Annotated in this window: 19 protein-coding genes; 14 read left to right on the top strand and 5 right to left on the bottom strand. The window is 68.8% G+C overall.

Features of this window, described 5'->3' with window-relative positions; translation table 11 throughout:
- Positions 1 to 283 precede the first annotated feature (283 nt).
- Positions 284 to 976 (top strand): hypothetical protein, encoded by a 693-nt coding sequence (locus M8859_RS06010; protein ID WP_249643962.1) that lies wholly within the window; start codon positions 284 to 286, stop codon positions 974 to 976.
- Here M8859_RS06010 and M8859_RS06005 read toward each other — a convergent pair.
- Both M8859_RS06005 and M8859_RS06000 read right to left on the bottom strand, forming a co-directional pair.
- Positions 970 to 1722: a hypothetical protein gene (locus M8859_RS06005; RefSeq protein ID WP_195071162.1), complete on the bottom strand. Its 753-nt coding sequence runs from the start codon at positions 1720 to 1722 to the stop codon at positions 970 to 972. The genes M8859_RS06010 and M8859_RS06005 overlap by 7 nt on opposite strands.
- 102 nt (positions 1723 to 1824) lie before the next feature.
- A complete protein-coding gene (locus tag M8859_RS06000; RefSeq protein ID WP_236565484.1) occupies positions 1825 to 2694 on the bottom strand; it encodes a LysR family transcriptional regulator in 870 nt (289 codons plus the stop codon).
- 150 nt (positions 2695 to 2844) lie between these two features.
- Between M8859_RS06000 and M8859_RS05995 the strand changes: the two genes are divergently transcribed.
- The 5 genes from M8859_RS05995 to M8859_RS05975 are packed head-to-tail and all read left to right on the top strand — an operon-like array spanning position 2845 to position 7758.
- Positions 2845 to 4287, top strand: a complete 1443-nt coding sequence (locus tag M8859_RS05995) for a form I ribulose bisphosphate carboxylase large subunit (RefSeq protein WP_159925243.1) — start codon at positions 2845 to 2847, stop codon at positions 4285 to 4287.
- Between the two features lie 20 nt (positions 4288 to 4307).
- A complete protein-coding gene (locus M8859_RS05990) occupies positions 4308 to 4730 on the top strand; it encodes a ribulose bisphosphate carboxylase small subunit (RefSeq protein WP_159925241.1) in 423 nt (140 codons plus the stop codon).
- A complete protein-coding gene (locus M8859_RS05985) occupies positions 4720 to 5736 on the top strand; it encodes an AAA family ATPase (RefSeq protein WP_195071160.1) in 1017 nt (338 codons plus the stop codon). The genes M8859_RS05990 and M8859_RS05985 overlap by 11 nt, the downstream gene beginning before the upstream one ends.
- A 15-nt stretch (positions 5737 to 5751) precedes the next feature.
- Entirely contained in the window at positions 5752 to 6867 is a 1116-nt protein-coding gene (locus tag M8859_RS05980; RefSeq protein WP_195071159.1) for a class 1 fructose-bisphosphatase, read from the top strand.
- A 12-nt stretch (positions 6868 to 6879) separates the two neighbouring features.
- Complete coding sequence (locus tag M8859_RS05975; RefSeq protein WP_195071158.1) at positions 6880 to 7758, top strand: phosphoribulokinase; 879 nt, start codon at positions 6880 to 6882, stop codon at positions 7756 to 7758.
- 40 nt (positions 7759 to 7798) lie between these two features.
- Here the strand turns inward: M8859_RS05975 and dinB are convergent, their stop codons facing one another.
- On the bottom strand, positions 7799 to 9040 hold the full coding sequence (dinB, locus tag M8859_RS05970) for a DNA polymerase IV (RefSeq protein ID WP_195071157.1): 1242 nt from the start codon (positions 9038 to 9040) through the stop codon (positions 7799 to 7801).
- A gap of 127 nt (positions 9041 to 9167) precedes the next feature.
- Here dinB and M8859_RS05965 point away from each other — a divergent pair, with 127 nt between their 5' ends.
- The 3 genes from M8859_RS05965 to M8859_RS05955 are packed head-to-tail and all read left to right on the top strand — an operon-like array spanning position 9168 to position 11623.
- Positions 9168 to 9548, top strand: coding sequence for a BlaI/MecI/CopY family transcriptional regulator (locus M8859_RS05965; RefSeq protein ID WP_043691105.1), 381 nt, complete (start codon positions 9168 to 9170; stop codon positions 9546 to 9548).
- Positions 9549 to 9565: 17 nt separating this feature from the next.
- A complete protein-coding gene (locus M8859_RS05960; RefSeq protein ID WP_195071156.1) occupies positions 9566 to 10495 on the top strand; it encodes a M56 family metallopeptidase in 930 nt (309 codons plus the stop codon).
- Between the two features lie 18 nt (positions 10496 to 10513).
- A complete protein-coding gene (locus tag M8859_RS05955; RefSeq protein ID WP_195071155.1) occupies positions 10514 to 11623 on the top strand; it encodes a DNA glycosylase AlkZ-like family protein in 1110 nt (369 codons plus the stop codon).
- On the opposite strand, the gene M8859_RS05950 is transcribed toward M8859_RS05955, so the two are convergent.
- Complete coding sequence (locus tag M8859_RS05950) at positions 11604 to 12371, bottom strand: TetR/AcrR family transcriptional regulator (protein ID WP_195071154.1); 768 nt, start codon at positions 12369 to 12371, stop codon at positions 11604 to 11606. The two genes, M8859_RS05955 and M8859_RS05950, sit on opposite strands and share 20 nt — an antisense overlap.
- Positions 12372 to 12470: 99 nt before the next feature.
- Between M8859_RS05950 and M8859_RS05945 the strand changes: the two genes are divergently transcribed.
- Both M8859_RS05945 and M8859_RS05940 read left to right on the top strand, forming a co-directional pair.
- A complete protein-coding gene (locus M8859_RS05945) occupies positions 12471 to 13430 on the top strand; it encodes an ATP-binding cassette domain-containing protein (RefSeq protein ID WP_195071153.1) in 960 nt (319 codons plus the stop codon).
- On the top strand, positions 13430 to 14254 hold the full coding sequence (locus tag M8859_RS05940; RefSeq protein ID WP_249643961.1) for an ABC transporter permease: 825 nt from the start codon (positions 13430 to 13432) through the stop codon (positions 14252 to 14254). Before M8859_RS05945 ends, M8859_RS05940 begins: the two co-directional genes overlap by 1 nt.
- A 27-nt stretch (positions 14255 to 14281) precedes the next feature.
- On the opposite strand, the gene M8859_RS05935 is transcribed toward M8859_RS05940, so the two are convergent.
- Entirely contained in the window at positions 14282 to 15082 is an 801-nt protein-coding gene (locus M8859_RS05935; protein ID WP_249643960.1) for an acyl-CoA thioesterase, read from the bottom strand.
- 54 nt (positions 15083 to 15136) lie between these two features.
- Here M8859_RS05935 and M8859_RS05930 point away from each other — a divergent pair, with 54 nt between their 5' ends.
- Genes M8859_RS05930 through M8859_RS05920 form a run of 3 tightly spaced genes read left to right on the top strand, consistent with a single transcriptional unit; the run spans position 15137 to position 16608 of the window.
- Positions 15137 to 15610, top strand: coding sequence for a winged helix-turn-helix transcriptional regulator (locus M8859_RS05930; protein ID WP_159925231.1), 474 nt, complete (start codon positions 15137 to 15139; stop codon positions 15608 to 15610).
- Positions 15611 to 15664: 54 nt separating this feature from the next.
- Positions 15665 to 16078 carry an NUDIX hydrolase gene (locus tag M8859_RS05925; RefSeq protein ID WP_201295234.1) on the top strand — a complete coding sequence of 138 codons (414 nt, stop codon included), beginning with the start codon at positions 15665 to 15667 and terminating at the stop codon, positions 16076 to 16078.
- 32 nt (positions 16079 to 16110) lie between these two features.
- Positions 16111 to 16608, top strand: a complete 498-nt coding sequence (locus tag M8859_RS05920) for a hypothetical protein (protein ID WP_159925229.1) — start codon at positions 16111 to 16113, stop codon at positions 16606 to 16608.
- Positions 16609 to 16640: the final 32 nt, after the last annotated feature.

The following is a 16640-nucleotide window of genomic DNA, read 5'->3' as shown; positions in this document are numbered from 1 at the left end:
GATCGCAATCCTTCTGCGAAACGTTCTGCCTCTCTTACTGTTCGGCCAGCCCGCTGTGCGATCTGCTCGATGACCGGAACTTCGATCGGCTCCGCAGGGCACACGGTGCGCCGACGATGCCTCGACCGGGTTCGCGCCGCCTGCCGGGCGACGCGAAAGCCGGCGGGCGGTCGAGCGCCGCCCGACTCGGCTCTCGACGCCGACCTACGCCTGATTCGGAGTGATGGTGCAGCCAACCCCATGGACAGCCGATGACATTCGATCCGGAGGAGCGCCCAGCGGGGTGCCGCGGCTCGCCGGTCTCCGGACACGTCTGTCGATACTGGACGGCTACTGGGGGTATCTGGGCGCCGCGGCCGGCAGCATTGTCACACTGATCCTGCTGTTCCAGCCGTGGCTGACCGCGGCGGGCGCCGACGGTAAGGCCAGCGTCGATGCCTTCGGCCGGATGACCGCGACCACGTCCTTCCTGAACGTGTGGTCGTCATCGCCGCCGCCCACCGCGCGGATCAGCGGCGCTTTCGCGATTCTTTCCGTGGCCGCGATCGTCATCACGGTCTGCACGGTGGCGGTGAATCTCCGGTATCGCACCGGGGCCCTCGCGCGACTAGCCACGATTTCCACGGTCACCGCCGCGGCTCTGATCGCGCTCACGGTGCTCTACATCAACAGCAAAAGCCCCGAGTTGCGGGCCATGCTCGCGCGCACCTCAGATCTCGGCGGGCAGGCCGGGATGGTCATGAGTTGGGCTTTCGGCAATGGCAGCCTCGTGGTGCCGGGGGTACGCCAAGTTTCCTACAACACCGCCGGACTCACGCCCTGGGCGATGCTCGCGGGCGCCACGTCGCTCGCCTCGGCGGTCGCAGCGCTCGCCCAGTGGATACGCGACCACCCGGTCACCTCTGTTCGCCTGCGGTGGCGCATCGCCATCGGTGAGTCGAAACCCTCGGGCGAGTCGGCACGGCAAGATCACTGAACCGTCGATGGAACGTTCTGCGCCACAGCGGCGAATGCCGTATCTCGAGCCGAGAGTATGTCGGTGATCGCGCTCATGACGCGGGCCGGTTCCTCGAGCGCGACGATCTGTGTCAGAGCGGATCCGGCGATGCGGGCGGCTTGGTCGCAGGCCTGGGCGCCGGTGCGGGCTCGGGCGATGTCGTCGGCGGCGCGGCCGGAACCGTTCAGCACGAGAACGGAGCGGCCGGCCGCGAGGCTGTGCAGTGCGTCGGTGTAGGCGATGGCGCCGCCGTTGACCAGCAGGGTCGTCGAGGGGCGCCCCGCCGCGATCGAGGTGGCGGCGGCCGCCAGCCACGGGGACTCGTCGCCCCATCGGGTGCCCGGCACGATGATCAGGTGGGTGTGCCGAGTCTCGGCGGACGCCGAGTCCGCGGAAGGCGGCTGCTTTCCGGGCAGTGTCACGGTGCCGGCCGCGGCGACGCCGATCAAGGGGAAGGAGGCGCGGGCGCGGGATCTGGCTTGCCCGATCAGCCGCATCACGCCCGCGTCGGTACCGCCGTCGACGACCGTGACGCCGAGCCGATCCAGCGTGGGCACGAGCTGATCCGAGCACAACGCGGCGAGCGCGGGCGGCGGCTCGGAACCCATGCCCGACGCGCCACCGACCACCACGAGTACGGGGCGGCTCAGAGCTATGCCTGCGCGTGACAGTTCCGCGTCGAGCGCTGCGGTCGAGGCGACCCGGATGACTTCGGGGCCGCTCATACCGGCTCGGTCACGCGTCTGGTGTGCACTTCTCGAGTGTGGCACGCGCCCGACACGGGGCACGTCACACGCGGGGACAGGTCGCACAGCGGGTTGGAGGACTCAATCGGGGTGGAAGGCGTCGGAGCCGACCTCGGCGGGGTCGAGCAGATGAGTGAGGAACAGGCGGGTGGTCGGCGTCGGGGTCCGGGTGGTGACGGCATGCCACGGGCGGTCCAGCGGGGTGCCGTCGACCGGCAGGACGCGCAGCACACCGTTCGCCAGGTCCTGCGAGATGGCGTCGCTGTGAATCAACGTGACGCCCAAGCCTTCTCGTGCGGCGGCCAGGACGGCGCCGTGTGATCCGAGGGTGAGCGTGGACGGTTCGATCCTGAGCCGGTCGAGCAGGCCGAGGGTGGCCTCGCGGGTGCCGGAGCCCCGGCCGCGCAGCAGCCATGTGGCGCGCAGGGGATCGAGTTCCGGCAGCCCGACCACGACCAGGCGGCTGGGGCGCCGGGCGCGCACCACCAGTCCGGTGTCGCGCGGTGGACGGCCCGCGATGACGAGATCCGTTTCGTGGTGCTGCAATTCGAGGAACAGCGCATCACGCGGGTGCACCGACAGGCTCAGCTCGATGTCGGGGAACCGGCGGCGGAACGTTGCGAGCGGACGCAGCAGGACGTATTCCCCCGCGGTGGCGACCACGCCGATGCGCAGGCGCCCGGTCTCGGCCCGGCGAACGGCGGCCTGCGCCTCCTTCATCAGTCCGAGGATGCCGCGGCAGTACTCGGCGTAGACGCGACCGGCTTCGGTGAGGGCGATGCCGCGCCCGGATTTCGCGATGAGCTTGGCGCCGAGCTGTTTCTCGATGTGCGCGACGGCCGCGGAGACGGCGGCCTCGGTGATGTGCAGCTGCGCCGCGGCCCGGCGAATACTGCCCTGGCGGGCGACGGCCAGGAAGGTTTCCATCCGAGCCGCGCTCACCATACCCATCGGACGACGGTAACAAACTCAATGAATTGGTTGGGTATTGCGAGAAACAATCAAATTGTTTGTCGGTGTCCGCCCCGTCATCCTGGAAATCCCAAGGCACGCCCGTTCGCCCGGGTGCGGGTGTCCCGCAGTGGCACAGCAGGAGGAACGATGGCTGAAGAGACCGAACGCGACCGCTGGGATCCGGGTGTCCAAACCTATGCGTCGATGGGCTATTACGCGCCCGACTACCAGCCGTCGGAGACCGACGTGCTCGCCGTGTTCCGGGTGACGCCGCAGCGTGGCGTCGACCCGATCGAGGCGGCCGCCGCCGTGGCGGGCGAATCCTCCACGGCGACTTGGACGGTGGTGTGGACCGACCGGCTCACCGCGCACTCGCGCTATCAGGCCAAGTGTTATCGCATCGACGAGGTGCCCGGCCGGCCGGGGGAGTACTTCGCCTATATCGCCTACGATCTCGATCTGTTCGAGGAAGGGTCGATCACGAACCTGACTTCCTCGATCATCGGCAACGTCTTCGGGTTCAAGCCGCTGCTCGCGCTGCGGCTCGAGGACATGCGCATTCCGGTGGCATACGTGAAGACGTTCCAGGGCCCGCCGCACGGCACGGTGATGGAACGCGAATATCTCAACAAATACGGCAGGCCGTTGCTCGGTGCGACGGTGAAACCGAAACTCGGGCTATCCGCGCGCAATTACGGACGGGTCATCTACGAGGCGTGCAAGGGCGGTCTGGATTTCACGAAGGACGACGAGAACATCAATTCGCAGCCGTTCATGCGCTGGCGCGACCGGTATCTGTTCGCGATGGAGGGCGTCAACCGCGCGACTGCCGAGACTGGCGAGATCAAAGGCCACTACCTGAACGTGACTGCCGCGTCGATGGAGCAGATGTACGAGCGGGCGGAGTTCGCCAAGGAACTCGGCAGCGTCGTGATCATGATGGACCTCACCGTCGGATTCACCGCGATGCAGTCGATGTCGCACTGGGCGCGCCGCAACGGGGTGCTGCTGCATCTGCATCGCGCGGGGCATTCCACCTACACCCGGCAGAAGACACATGGCGTCAGCTTCCGGGTGCTGGCCAAATGGTGCAGGCTGATCGGTGTCGATCATCTGCACGCGGGCACCGTGGTCGGGAAGCTGGAAGGCGATCCGGCGACGACGAAGGGGTTCTATGACACGTTGCGGGACAACCACATCCGGACCGAACCGGCCAACGGGATCTTCTTCGACCAGTACTGGGCGAGCCTGCCCGGCGTGATGCCGGTGGCTTCCGGCGGCATCCATGCCGGGCAGATGCATCAGCTGCTCGACTTGTTCGGCGACGACGTCGTGTTGCAGTTCGGCGGCGGCACGATCGGGCATCCGCTGGGCATCGCCGCGGGCGCCGAGGCGAACCGGGTCGCGCTGGAGGCGGTCGTCCAGGCCCGCAACGAAGGCCGTGACCTGCTGAAGGAGGGGCCTGAGGTGTTGCGGAAGGCGGCCGAGATCTGCCGTCCGCTCGATGTCGCGCTGGCGACCTGGGGCGATGTCACCTTCGACTACACCTCGACCGACGCGCCGGACGCCGTGCCGACCGCCAGCCGCTGAGCATCCCGAAAGGACGAGTCATGTACTTACGGCACGGAACGTTTTCCTACCTGCCGCCGTTGGCCGACGAACAGATCGCCGCCCAGGTGCGCTACGCGCTGCTCAACAGCTGGCCGGTCTCAATCGAGTACACCGACGATCCGCATCCGCGCAACGCCTACTGGGAGATGTGGGGATTGCCGCTGTTCGACCTGGACGAGCCCGACGGCGTGCTGGCCGAGATCGATGCGTGCCGGGCCACTTTCCCGCGCCATTACGTGCGGGTGCTGGCCTATGACGCCCGGTACACGAGGCAGACGACGGCGCTGAGCTTCCTGGTGCAACGCCCGCCCGACGAGCCCGGCTTCGTGCTGGCCCGCACCGAGGGCCCGGACCGTCAGCAGAGGTACGGCCTGCACTCGTATGCGACGACCGTCCGCCCGGGAGACCGGTATGGCGGCTGAGCGCAACGGCTCCGGATTCCGTCTGCACCGCCCGGGGTCCGACGCCTCCGGGGCGGTGCGGGCGGCGTCCGCCGAACCCGAGACACAGGAGATCCTCGGTGCGGACGCGGTGCTGGATCTGTCGACCGACATCGCCGGGCACGACGTCGAGGAGACGCTGGCCCGGCTGGACGCGGAACTGATCGGGTTGGCTCCGGTGAAGCGGCGGGTGCGCGAGATCGCGGCGCTGCTGCTGATCGATCACGCGCGGCAGCGGTTCGGGCTGACATCGTCGCGGCCCACCATGCACATGAGCTTCACCGGCGGGCCCGGTACGGGTAAGACCACGGTGGCGTTGCGTATGGCGCAGATGTTGCACGCCCTGGGCTACATCCGCAAACCCAAGGTGCACACCGTCACCCGCGACGACCTCGTGGGCCAGTTCATCGGGCACACCGCGCCGAAGACGAAGGAGGCGCTGGCCAAGGCGGCGGGCGGTGTGCTGTTCGTCGACGAGGCCTACTACCTGTTCCGGCCGGAGAACGAACGCGACTATGGGCAGGAGGTGATCGAGATCCTGTTGCAGGAGATGGAGAACGAGCGCGCCAGCCTGGTGGTGATCTTCGCGGGATACCCGGATCGGATGGACCGCTTCTTCTCCGCCAACCCGGGCCTGTCCTCCCGGGTGGCCCACCACCTGGAGTTCGCCGACTACACCCACGCGGAACTGCTGGCCATCGCCGAAATCATGGTGGCCGCGGAGCACTTCCGGTTCGATGACGCGGCGCGGACGGCGTTCGGGGAGTACCTGGAACGCCGGATGGCTCGTCCGCGCTTCTCGAACGCGCGCAGCGTACGCAACGCCCTGGACCGCTGCCGGCTGCGGCAGGCCAAGCGTCTGGTCGAACTGCGCAGACCGCTGACCAAGACCGACCTGCTCACGCTGACCGACCGGGACGTATACGGCAGCAGCGTGTTCACCGGCACCGAGCTACCCGACGGGCCCACCGTGCGAGCCCCCCGGTGACGAGATCGAGGCGTTGTGCCAGAAGGACTGAAAACCCTCACCCGCTACACCATCGAGCAGGAACACCGGCATCCCGGATCATCCGGTGAGTTCTCCGCTTTGGTGAACGTGATCGCGACCGCGACGAAGATCATCGCCAATCAGGTCACCCGGGGTGCGATCGCCGGTTCGCTCGGCGCGGTGATCGATCCCGCCTTGCTCTCACCCGGCAATCCAGATAATTCGCCACCGACCGTGCACCGCGAGCTGGACGCGATCACCAACGACATCATGGTCGCCGAAACCCAGTGGACCGGGCATCTTTCGGCGCTGCTGTCCGAACAGATCAGCGAGATCCATCCGGTGCCCGACGCCCATCGGCGGGGGAAGTACCTGCTGGCGTTCGATCCCCTGGACGGTTCGTCGAACATCGACGTGAACCTGCCGGTGGGCACGATCTTCAGCGTGCTGCGCGCGCCGGCGCGTAGCAAGGATGGCCAGAAGCCCTCGGCGGCCGTCGATTTCCTCCAGGCGGGCGTCGAACAGGTGTGCGCGGGCTTCACCCTGTACGGGCCTGCGACGATGCTGGTGCTGACGACCGGCAACGGGGTGGACGGGTTCACCCTGGACCGCGAGATCGGCGCGTTCGTGCTGACCCACCCGCGGATGCGCATCCCCGAGGACACCTCCGGTTTCGCGATCAACGCGGCCAACGAACGGTTCTGGGAGCGGCCGGTGCGCCGCTACGTGCACGAGTGCCTCGACGGTGTCGACGGCCCGCGCGAGCGGGATTTCAACATGCGCTGGGTTGCCTCGCTGGTCGCCGACACCTTCCATATCCTCACCCGCGGCGGGGTCTACCTGTATCCGCGCGACACACGCCCGCCTGCGCGTCCGGGCCGGGTGGCATTGCTCTACGGCGCCAACCCGATCGCGTTCATCGTCGAACAGGCCGGCGGCGCGGCGACCACCGGCAGCGAGCGGGTGTTGGAGGTGGCACCGGACGACGTCCACCAGCGGGTGCCACTGATCTTCGGTTCCCGCAATGAAGTGGAGCGCATCGTGCGGTATCACCGCGAACCCGACGAGGGCCCCAGCTTCGACAGCTCGCTGTTCGGAACGCGGTCTCTGTTTCGTCCGGCCAGGCGCTGAAGGAGGAGCACCATGTCGGTCAAGCATCCCGTCGTCGCGATCACCGGGTCCTCCGGTGCCGGGACCTCCAGCGTGACACGGACATTCCAGGAGATATTCCGCCGTGAAGGCATCAGCGCGGCCATCGTAGAGGGCGATTCGTTCCACCGTTACGACCGCAACGAGATGAAATCGGCGATGGCCGAGGCCGAGCAGAACCGCAATCTGCGGTTCTCGCATTTCGGTGAGGAGGCCAATCTGCTGAAGGAGTTGGAGACGCTGTTCCGTGACTACGGCGAGACCGGCGTCGGGACGGTGCGCCGATACCTGCACGACGAGGCCGAAGCCAAGCCGTACGGCCAGCCGCCGGGCACCTTCACCCCGTGGGAGGAATTGTCGCCGGGCAGTGACCTGCTGTTCTACGAGGGCCTGCACGGCGCCGCGGTCACCTCCACCGTGGATGTGGCCCGGCATACCGATCTGCTGGTCGGCGTGGTGCCCATCATCAACCTGGAGTGGATTCAGAAGGTGATCCGGGACAAGACCGAGCGCGGTTACTCCAGCGAGGCCGTGATCGACACCATCCTGCGGCGGATGCCGGACTACGTGACCTACATCTGCCCGCAGTTCTCCCGCACATATGTCAACTTCCAGCGGGTGCCGACGGTGGACACGTCCAATCCGTTCATCGCGCGCACCATTCCGACGGCGGACGAGAGTTTCGTGGTGATCCGGTTCGCCGACCCGAAGGTCATCGACTTCCCCTATCTGCTGTCGATGCTGCACGACTCGTTCATGTCGCGGACCAATTGCATCGTGGTGCCCGGCGGCAAGATGGAGCTGGCCATGCAGCTGATCTTCACCCCGCTGATCCTGCGATTGATGGACAAGCGGCCGAAACGCTCGTGCTGAGGCGGTCGCGTGTTCCGATGCCGCTCGTCCGCTGAGCCGGTCAGTCGGGGAGCAGCGGGACGGAGAGGCCCTCCCCACGGTGCAGTAGGGTCGCTCGGGTGACGGCGGCCGAGCCGAAGCGCTCGCGCAAGTCGTCGAGGGTGGCGTCGAGTGTGTTGGCGGCGCGGTCCTCGAAGGGCAGAGTGAGCTGGACGCTGCCGGCGTCGTCGAGGTTGGTCAGCGCCAGGCCGATCAGGGTCAGGCCGCGTTCCCGGATGACCGGCATCGCTCCGGTGAGCAGCGTGCGGGCCGCGTACAGGATCGTCTCGGTATGGTCGGTGGCCTCGGCGAGGGTGTGTGAGCGGGTGGCGCGGGCGAAGTCGTCGAATCGCAGGCGCAGCACCACCGTTCGGCACACCCGGTCGGCGGCGCGTAGGCGCCTGCCCAGCCGATCGGTGAGTCCGTGCAGGTAGGCCTCGATCTCCTCGGGAGGACGGTGCCCGCGCCCGAGGGCGCGCTGGGCGCCGATCGAGCGCCGCCGCTTGCCGGTTTCGACGCGGCGCGGGTCACGCGCCCAGGACAGGGCGTACAGGTGGCGGGCCGCTGCGGGGCCGAGTATCGCCCGCAGCGGGCGCTCACCCAGCTCGGCCAGCTGCCCGACCCGGGTGATGTTGTGCGCGTGCAACGTGCGCGCGGTGACATCGCCGACGCCCCATAGTCTTTCGACCGGCAGCGGATGCAGGAATTCCAGTTCGCCCTCCGGCGCGACCAGCCGCAATCCGTCGGGCTTGGCGACCGCGCTGGCCACCTTGGCGAGGAACTTGGTGCGGGCGATCCCCACCGAGATGGGCAGACCGACCCGATCGCGCACCTGTGCGCGCAGCCGTGTCGCGATGGCGACGGGCTCACCGGAGATCCGGCGCAAGCCGCCGACATCGAGAAACGCCTCATCGATGGAGATGCCCTCCACCACGGGCGTGGTGTCGCGGAAGACCTCGAAGACGGCTTTGCTCGCCTCGGCATAGGCCGACATGCGCGGCGGCACCACGATCGCGTGCGGGCACAACCGGCGCGCCTGCCCGCCGTTCATCGGCGTGCGCACTCCGAACGCCTTCGCCTCGTAGCTGGCCGCCAGGACCACGCCGCCGCCCACGATCACCGGCTTGCCGCGCAGCCGGGGGTCGTCGCGCTGCTCGACCGAGGCATAGAACGAGTCGAGGTCGGCATGCAGGATCGATGCCTCCGCCCGCGCGAGTATCCGGGGGCGGCCGGATCGGGAGACGGGCGCATCGGACACGAACATATGTTCGCACAGGCTGCCGACAAGGGGCATCGGCGCAGGCGATCTACTGGTTGCCTCCGTAGTAACCGGTCTCTGCCGGTAACCTGTTCCCACGACGGGGTACAGCTCGGATGAGGGAGTCGGTACGGTGCGTGGATTCGGGGATCTGGAGGCGGTGATCATGGACCGCATCTGGGATCAGGACGCAGAGGACACAACGGTGCGCGAGATCTTCGACGAACTGTCGGCTCAGCGGGACATCGCTTATACGACGGTGATGTCGACCATGGACAACCTGCATCGCAAAGGCTGGCTGGCCCGCGAACGCGCAGGCAAGGCCTATCGATATTGGCCGACCCTCACCAGGGAGGAGCACAGCGCCCGGCTCATGCTGGAGGCGCTCGGCTCCGGCGGACGTTCGGACCTGGTACTCAGCCATTTCGTCGATCGGATCAGCGCCGAGGAGTCGGCCGGGTTGCGTGCCGCGCTGCGCAGACTGGCGGCGCGCAAGTCACCAGAAGTGCCGTGAGCCTTGCCATAGCTCTGATGCTGTACGGCAGCGTCGTGGCGACCTTCGGTCCGCCCGTGCTTCGCGGTCTAACCCATCGCGGCATCGCGCCCCGGCTGGGTGTGATCGCCTGGGTGGTCGCGATCGTCGGCGCGCTGAGCGCCTGGGGGATCGCGGCGACATTGGTCACCATCGAGTTCGCCACCTACTGGGGACATCCGAAGGACGCGCTGCGCGCCTGCGTCTCGTTCCTGTGGACCCCGATGCACGTACACGGCGCCGCGGCCACCCGGGCGGCCACTTTCGCGGTGGCGGCGCTGGTCGCCACCGGCACGGTCGCGCTGGTGGCGCGCGCAGTCGGTGTCGTGCTGAACATGCGCAGGCGCACCGACGCCCATGCCAGGGCGGTCCGGCTGGTCGGCAGGCCGGTGGCGGGCATCGGGGCGGTCGTGCTCGATTCGCCGCAGCGCCAGGTGTATTGCGTGCCGGGGCGGCCCGACACCATCGTCGTCACCTCCGCCGCGCTGGACGCGCTGGACGACGATCAACTGGCCGCGGTGCTCGCGCACGAACGCGCGCACCTGTCCGGCAGGCACGCTGCGCTGACCGCGGTGCTGCGCGCGGTGGCCACCACGCTTCCCGGCTTGCGATTGTTCACCGCCGGAGCGGCCGAGACCGCCCGGCTGCTCGAGATGTGCGCCGACGACAAGGCCGCCGACGAGCACGGCTCGCTGCCGCTGCTCGGCGGGCTGCTGGCGATCGTCGGCATCACCGAGCCCGCGCCGCCGGGCGCGCTGGCCGCTGCGGGTACCGCGGTGCTGGCCCGCGCCGAGCGGCTGGCCGACCCGGTCGGCGCGATCCGGCGCGCCACCACCCGCACCGCCCTGCTCGGCGTGATCGCGATGACGGTGGCCGGGTCGGCACTGGCGGCCGCGACGGTCGCCGGTCTCGGCACGCTGCTGAGCTGAGCAGGAGGAGGAGCGCGAATGCGGGTCACCTGGGATCAGGTCTTCGCTTGGCGGCTGTGTCGTCAGCATGTCCTGTCCCGCGCGGACGAGGGCGCGGTAGCGATCGCCGAGCGTTTGTGCGGCGTGCAGGCCCAGGTCACTTCGGCGGCGGAACTGGCGGTCGCGCTGCGCAGCACGAAGCCGGACCCGGGTGGGCTGGTCCGTGCGCTGGCCGACGGCACGCTGATGAAGACCTGGGCGATGCGCGGCACCCTGCACGCGCTGACTCCGAACCTGGCCGCCGCGTACCTTTCGCTCGTCGCATCCGCGCGCACCTGGGAGAAGCCCGCCTGGCAGCGGACCTTCGGCGCCTCTCCCACGGAGGTCGCGGCACTGGCGGAGGCGGTCGCGGAGGTGCTCGCCGCCGCGGTGCTCACCCGAGAGGAACTGGTCGAAGCCCTCGTGTCCGCGCCGCAATTCCATCGGCTCGGTGCGGAATTGCGCTCCGGCTGGGGTGCGCTGCTCAAGCCGCTGGCCTGGCAAGGGGCGTTGTGCCACGGCCCGGCGCGCGGAACCAAAGTAACGTTCACCAGCCCCGCGCACCTGGTACGCGACTGGTCCGGCCTGCCCGAACCGGATGACGCGGCGCCGACGGCGATCCTCGCCTATCTCGGCGCGTACGGCCCGGCGACACCGGAGACATTCGACGCCTGGCTCACCCGCAACAGCCTGCGCAAGACCACGGTGCGGCGCTGGTTCGCCGACCTGGGTGAACTGCTCACCGAAGTGGACGTGGAGGGCCGGCGCGCCTTCCTGCCGACCGATCAGGCCGACGCCTTGGCCGCCGCCGCGCCGAGCGCGGCGGTGCACCTGCTCGGAGCCTTCGACCAGTACGTGCTGGGGCCCGGTACCGGCGACACCGTCCTGCTGCCCGCCGCCCACCGCGCGAAGGTGAGCCGGACCGCGGGCTGGATCTCGCCCATCGTCGTTGTGAACGGACGCATCGCGGGCGTCTGGGAGCTCGCCGAGGACGCCGTGGAGATCACCATGTTCGACGACGCGCCGTTACCGAAGCAGGGGCTGGACGCGGCGGTCGCGCACGTCGCGCTGGCGGCAGGGCGCGAGACCCTCACGGTGCGGGCTGCGTAGCGCTGTCGCGATGAGCCACATAGTGTTCCAAGCCGTCGAGGATGCGCTGTAGCCCGAAACCGAAGTGGTCGAAGTCCGGGCCGAACGCGTCGTCCGAGAGCCCGGCCATGACCGGATAGCGGCCGCTGGCCATCGCCTTCTCCAGCATGGGACTCTGCGCCTGCCAGAATTCCGCGTCGGTCATGCCCGAATCGCGTTCGGCCTCTTGCTCGTACAGTTGCGTGCGGGCCGCGCCGAGAACGTAGCCGGAGATCATGATCACCACCGAGACGAGTTCGCGGTCCGGCAATCCCATCTGCCGGATCGCGCCGAGCACCTTTTCCATGCCCTCGACCGCGCCGGGGCCAAGGACCGGGCGTGAGTTGTTCACTCCGATCAGCCACGGGTGCCGCCGGTACATGGCGAGCGACTCGTAGGCGAGGGTTTCCAGCGCGCCGCGCCATCCGCCGATGTGTTCGCCGAGATCGTCGCGGGGGCGTTGCACCCGGTCGAGCATCAGGTCCAGTAGTTCGGCCTTGCCGGGCAGGTATCGATACAGCGACATGGTGCCGGTGCCGAGTTCGGTCGCGACCCGGCGCATGGTGACCGCGGCGAGGCCCTCGTCGTCGGCTACCGCGATCGCGGCGTCGACGATCCGGTCCAGCGACAGGCCGGGTTTCGGGCCGCGGCTCGGCCGGGGGCTCGCGCCCCACAGCAGGTCTAGGGTGCGGGCGATGTCGCCGCTGCCGCTGGTCTCGGTGCCGCTCATGAAAGCCAGCCTATCCGCTTGGCAGACAACTGGGTACGTTGTACCCTAATTCGAGTACAACGTACCCAGTTTCGGGGTATGTCACGGGGAAGGTGAGCAGTGAACGATTTCGCGGTCCTTGCCGAAGGACTGGAGAAGAGATACGGGGACAAGCGTGCCCTGGACGGATTCGACCTGACCGTGCGGCGCGGCACGGTGCACGGCCTGCTCGGGCCCAACGGCGCGGGCAAGACCACCGCGGTGCGCATTCTCTCGACGCTGATCCGGCTGGACGGCGGCCGCGCCGAAGTGGCCGGTCTGGATGTCGCTCGCGATCCGCGCGAGGTGCGCGCCCGCATCGGGCTGACCGGCCAGTACGCGGCCGTAGACGAAGTGCTCACCGGACGCCAGAACCTGGAGATGTTCGGCAGGTTGTTCCATCTCGGTGGCCGGCGCGCCGAACAGCGGGCCACCGAACTGCTGGAGCGCTTCGACCTGACCGAGGCCGGTGACCGAGGCGTCGGCAAGTACAGCGGCGGCATGCGCCGCAGGCTCGATCTGGCGGCCTCGATGATCCTGGCGCCGGACGTGCTGTTCCTCGACGAGCCCACGACCGGACTCGACCCGCGCAGTCGCGGCGAGGTCTGGGCGTCGGTGCGCGCGTTGGTCGCCGATGGCACCACGGTCCTGCTGACGACGCAGTATCTGGAGGAGGCGGACAAGCTCGCCTCCCGCATCACCGTCATCGATCAGGGACGCGCCATCGCCGACGACACCCCGGACGGGTTGAAGAGCACCGTGGGCGGAGACCGGATCGAGGTCGTTGCCGCGGACGTCGCCGACCTGCCCGCGGTCGCCAAAGTGGTGGCCCGGGTGTGCGACGGCGAGCCGGACATCGATGACGTCGAACGGCGGGTCTCGGCGGCGGTCACCGATCGTGTCGCCGCGCTCACCGAGGTCGCGCGCACCCTGCAGGACGAAGGCGTCGACGTGGAGGACATCGGTCTGCGCAGACCGAGCCTCGACGACGTCTTCCTGCAGTTGACCGGACACCGCACCACCGCAGAGGAGGCGGCCTGATGGGCACCACGGACCTCACCCCGAGCCGCTCGCGTTCTCGCGCGTACTGGGCGATCTCCGACTGTTGGAATGTGGTGCGCCGCGGCCTGACCCATTATCAGCGCCAGCCGATCAACATCGCCTGGCAACTCGGCTTCCCGATTCTGTCGGTCCTGCTGTACGGCTACGTGTTCGGCAGCGCGATGAGCGTGCCCGGCGGCGGTGACTATCGCAGCTTCCTGATGCCGGGCATGTTCGCGATGACGATGGCGTTCGGCTTCGTCAACACCGCGACGGTGGTCGTCTACGACGTGACCAACGGCGTGATCGATCGTTTCCGCTCGATGCCGATGGCCTCCTCGGCGGTGGTGTCCGGTCGGGGGGTGACCGATCTGATCGTGGCGTGCGCCGAGTTGACCATCCTGATGTCGACCGCCCTGCTCATCGGCTGGCGGCCCGACGGCGGCGTACTGCGCGGCATCGCGGCGTTCGGTTTGCTGCTGTTGCTGCGGTTCGCGTTGATCTGGGTGGGTGTATGGCTCGGGTTGCTGGTGCCGAACCCGGAGGCCGCGGGCGGATTGTTCGCGGTCGCCTTCCCGCTCACCATGATCTCCAGCATCTTCGTCGCGCCTCAGTTGATGCCGGACTGGCTGGGCGTCATCGCGGCCTGGAATCCGATTTCCTCCACGGTGGCGGCGACTCGCGAGCTGTTCGGTACGCCGGTCGGCAGCGGCGATTCCTGGGTGGAACAGCACTCCTTGCTGATGGCAGTGGTGTGGCCGCTGATCATCACCGCGATCTTCCTGCCGCTCGCGGTGCGGCGATTCCAGCGCCTGAGCCGCTGAGTCTTACCATCCGCCCGTCGTCTTCATTCAGCCGAGCACGCGGCGGGTCTGGCGTGCCGAGGCGAGCAGCACGCCGCCGCGGTCCCAGATCGAAGTGTCGTCCACCGACCAGCCGCCGCCGGTCGACGCGTTCACCGTGCGTACCAGTACCGGCAGGCTGCCGGTGGGTTCGGCGTGCAGATGCATCGACAGCGTCACGGTGGGGATCGCGACGGGTGCGCGCAAGGTGGGAAAGACGGCGGGCGGCAACGCGTCGGCGAGGATGGCCAGCGCCGCCGCGTCCGCGGGCACGTTGGGGACGAGTGCGATCCAGGCGCACATCATCCGTTCGTCCGCATCGCTCAGCGGCAGCGGTCCGGCGGCGGGGCGGATGTCGAAGTGGGCTCCCACCGGCACGATTTCGGGTGGGAGGGCGAACGGCGCACAAGATTCGGGATCGGGCACCGCCGGTGCGGGCGTGCCCGTATAACCCTCGATGCCCGTCTCCACAGTGCGGCCCAGCGTGATCGCCGCCGCGGCGATCGGGGTGCCGTCCTGCTCGGCGCGTACCTCGAGCGCGACGGTGCTGCGGCCGACTGCGTGCTCGGTCGCGCGGAAGGCCAGCACACCTTCTGTGGGGCGGCCCAGGAAACGGAGATCCAGGGCGCGCACCGGAAGGGGTTCGGCGGCCGCCGCACGTGCCACCTCGATCAGCAGGGCCGCGATCACGCCGCCGTGCGGCCCGGTCCAACCGCGCCAGGACCGGCCGACCCGCGCCTGCCACCCGTCGGCAGCGGTCCCGGAAAGCGCGAACTCCTCGGCGAGAGTCCGGGTAGTGAGTTGCTTCATGCAACGCACGATAGGTCAGTGGGTTCTGTGAAGCAACTGACTATGCTGACGGATATGCGCAGGACGAGCTTCGGGGACATGAACTGCTCGCTGGCCCAGTGCCTCGAGGTGGTCGGGGAGTGGTGGACGCTGCTGATCGTGCGTGACGCCCTGTTCGGGGTGACGCGCTTCGACGACTTCCGCGCCCGCCTCGGTATCGCCCGCAATGTGCTCACCCAGCGTCTCGAGCACCTGGTCGAGCACGGCGTGCTGACCAGGGAGCCCTATCAGGACAATCCGGTTCGCTACGACTACCGGTTGACCGCGAAAGGCCGCTCGCTGTGGCTGGTCGTCACCGCGATGCGTCAGTGGGGCGACGAATGGGCCGCCCCGGACGGCCCTCCGGTGCAGACGAGGCACGCCATGTGCGGGAACCTCGCGACCGTCGAGCCGGTGTGCTCGGAGTGCGGCGAGCGCATCGCCCCGCGTGACCTCCGTTCGGTTCTCGGCCCCGGCGCCAAGGATCCTTCCCTGCTGCCGTCCGGCTGAGGCGAGAGCGACGCCCGCTCCGCCTCGGGCGCCGTGTCGCGTTAGGCTGCGGCGGTGGCGGACGGGCAAGGGCGGCAGCTGATCGACACGGTGGCATGGGTGCGCATCGAGGACGGACGGATCCTCTGCGCCAGACCGCGCGGCAAGGACGTCTTCTACATCCCGGGCGGCAAGCGCGAAGGCGGCGAGACCGATCTGCAGACCCTGCTGCGCGAGATCGAGGAGGAACTCACCGTGGCCCTGCTGCCGGAGACCGCCGCGCACGTCGGCACCTACGAGGCGCTGCACGGCCCAGCCGACGCGGTGGTGGTCCGGATGAGTTGCTACACCGCGGATTACCGTGGAACGCTCGTCGCGAGCAGTGAGATCGAAGAGGTCGCGTGGTTCGGCTACGCCGACCGCGCACTCGTTCCCCCGGTCGACCAGTTGTTGTTCGACGATCTGGTGCACGCGGGCCTGCTGCGGTGAATCGCGGGCCGAACAGCGCTACCGTCGGCGGTATGTCGTGGATTCGGACACTCCTGCGTTATGCCGCGTACGCGCTGCGGGCACTGCCGCTGGCGGTGCGGCGGATCCCGACCCGGCTGCGCGTGCCGCGACGGATGCTCGGCGAATCGGTTCTGCCGCATAAATTCTCCGCCACCCGGTCGGTGACGCATTCGGTGCTCAGCGGCGCGGTCGGCCTGCTGGCCCTGTTTCTGGCATTCCTGGCGGGCATCGCCGCGTTCCGGGGGATCTGCTATCCGCTCGTGGCCGGCGACGATCTCGAAAGTTCTTGGGGCGGCCCCACCTTGGCGGGCGCATGGGCAACGCACGCGGCGCTCGGGATCGGCCTGCTGCCGATCTGGCTGCTGATCCTGGCCGGGCTCGGCGCGTTCCAATTACGGCTCACCCGCGGTTTGCTCGGCCGGAACGGGCCGTGGTGGCCGGCTCCGGTCGCGGTAGCGCTGGCCGCGAGCGGCGCGCTGCTGTTCCTGGCCTGGTTGCGGCAGGTCTGAGGACGCAGCGCCGCCGTGGCGGCAGCCCACCG

It is taken from the genome of Nocardia sputi (assembly GCF_023501985.1).
The sequence above is the reverse complement of the archived record's forward strand: the minus strand, read 5'-3'. Positions and strand labels throughout refer to the sequence as shown.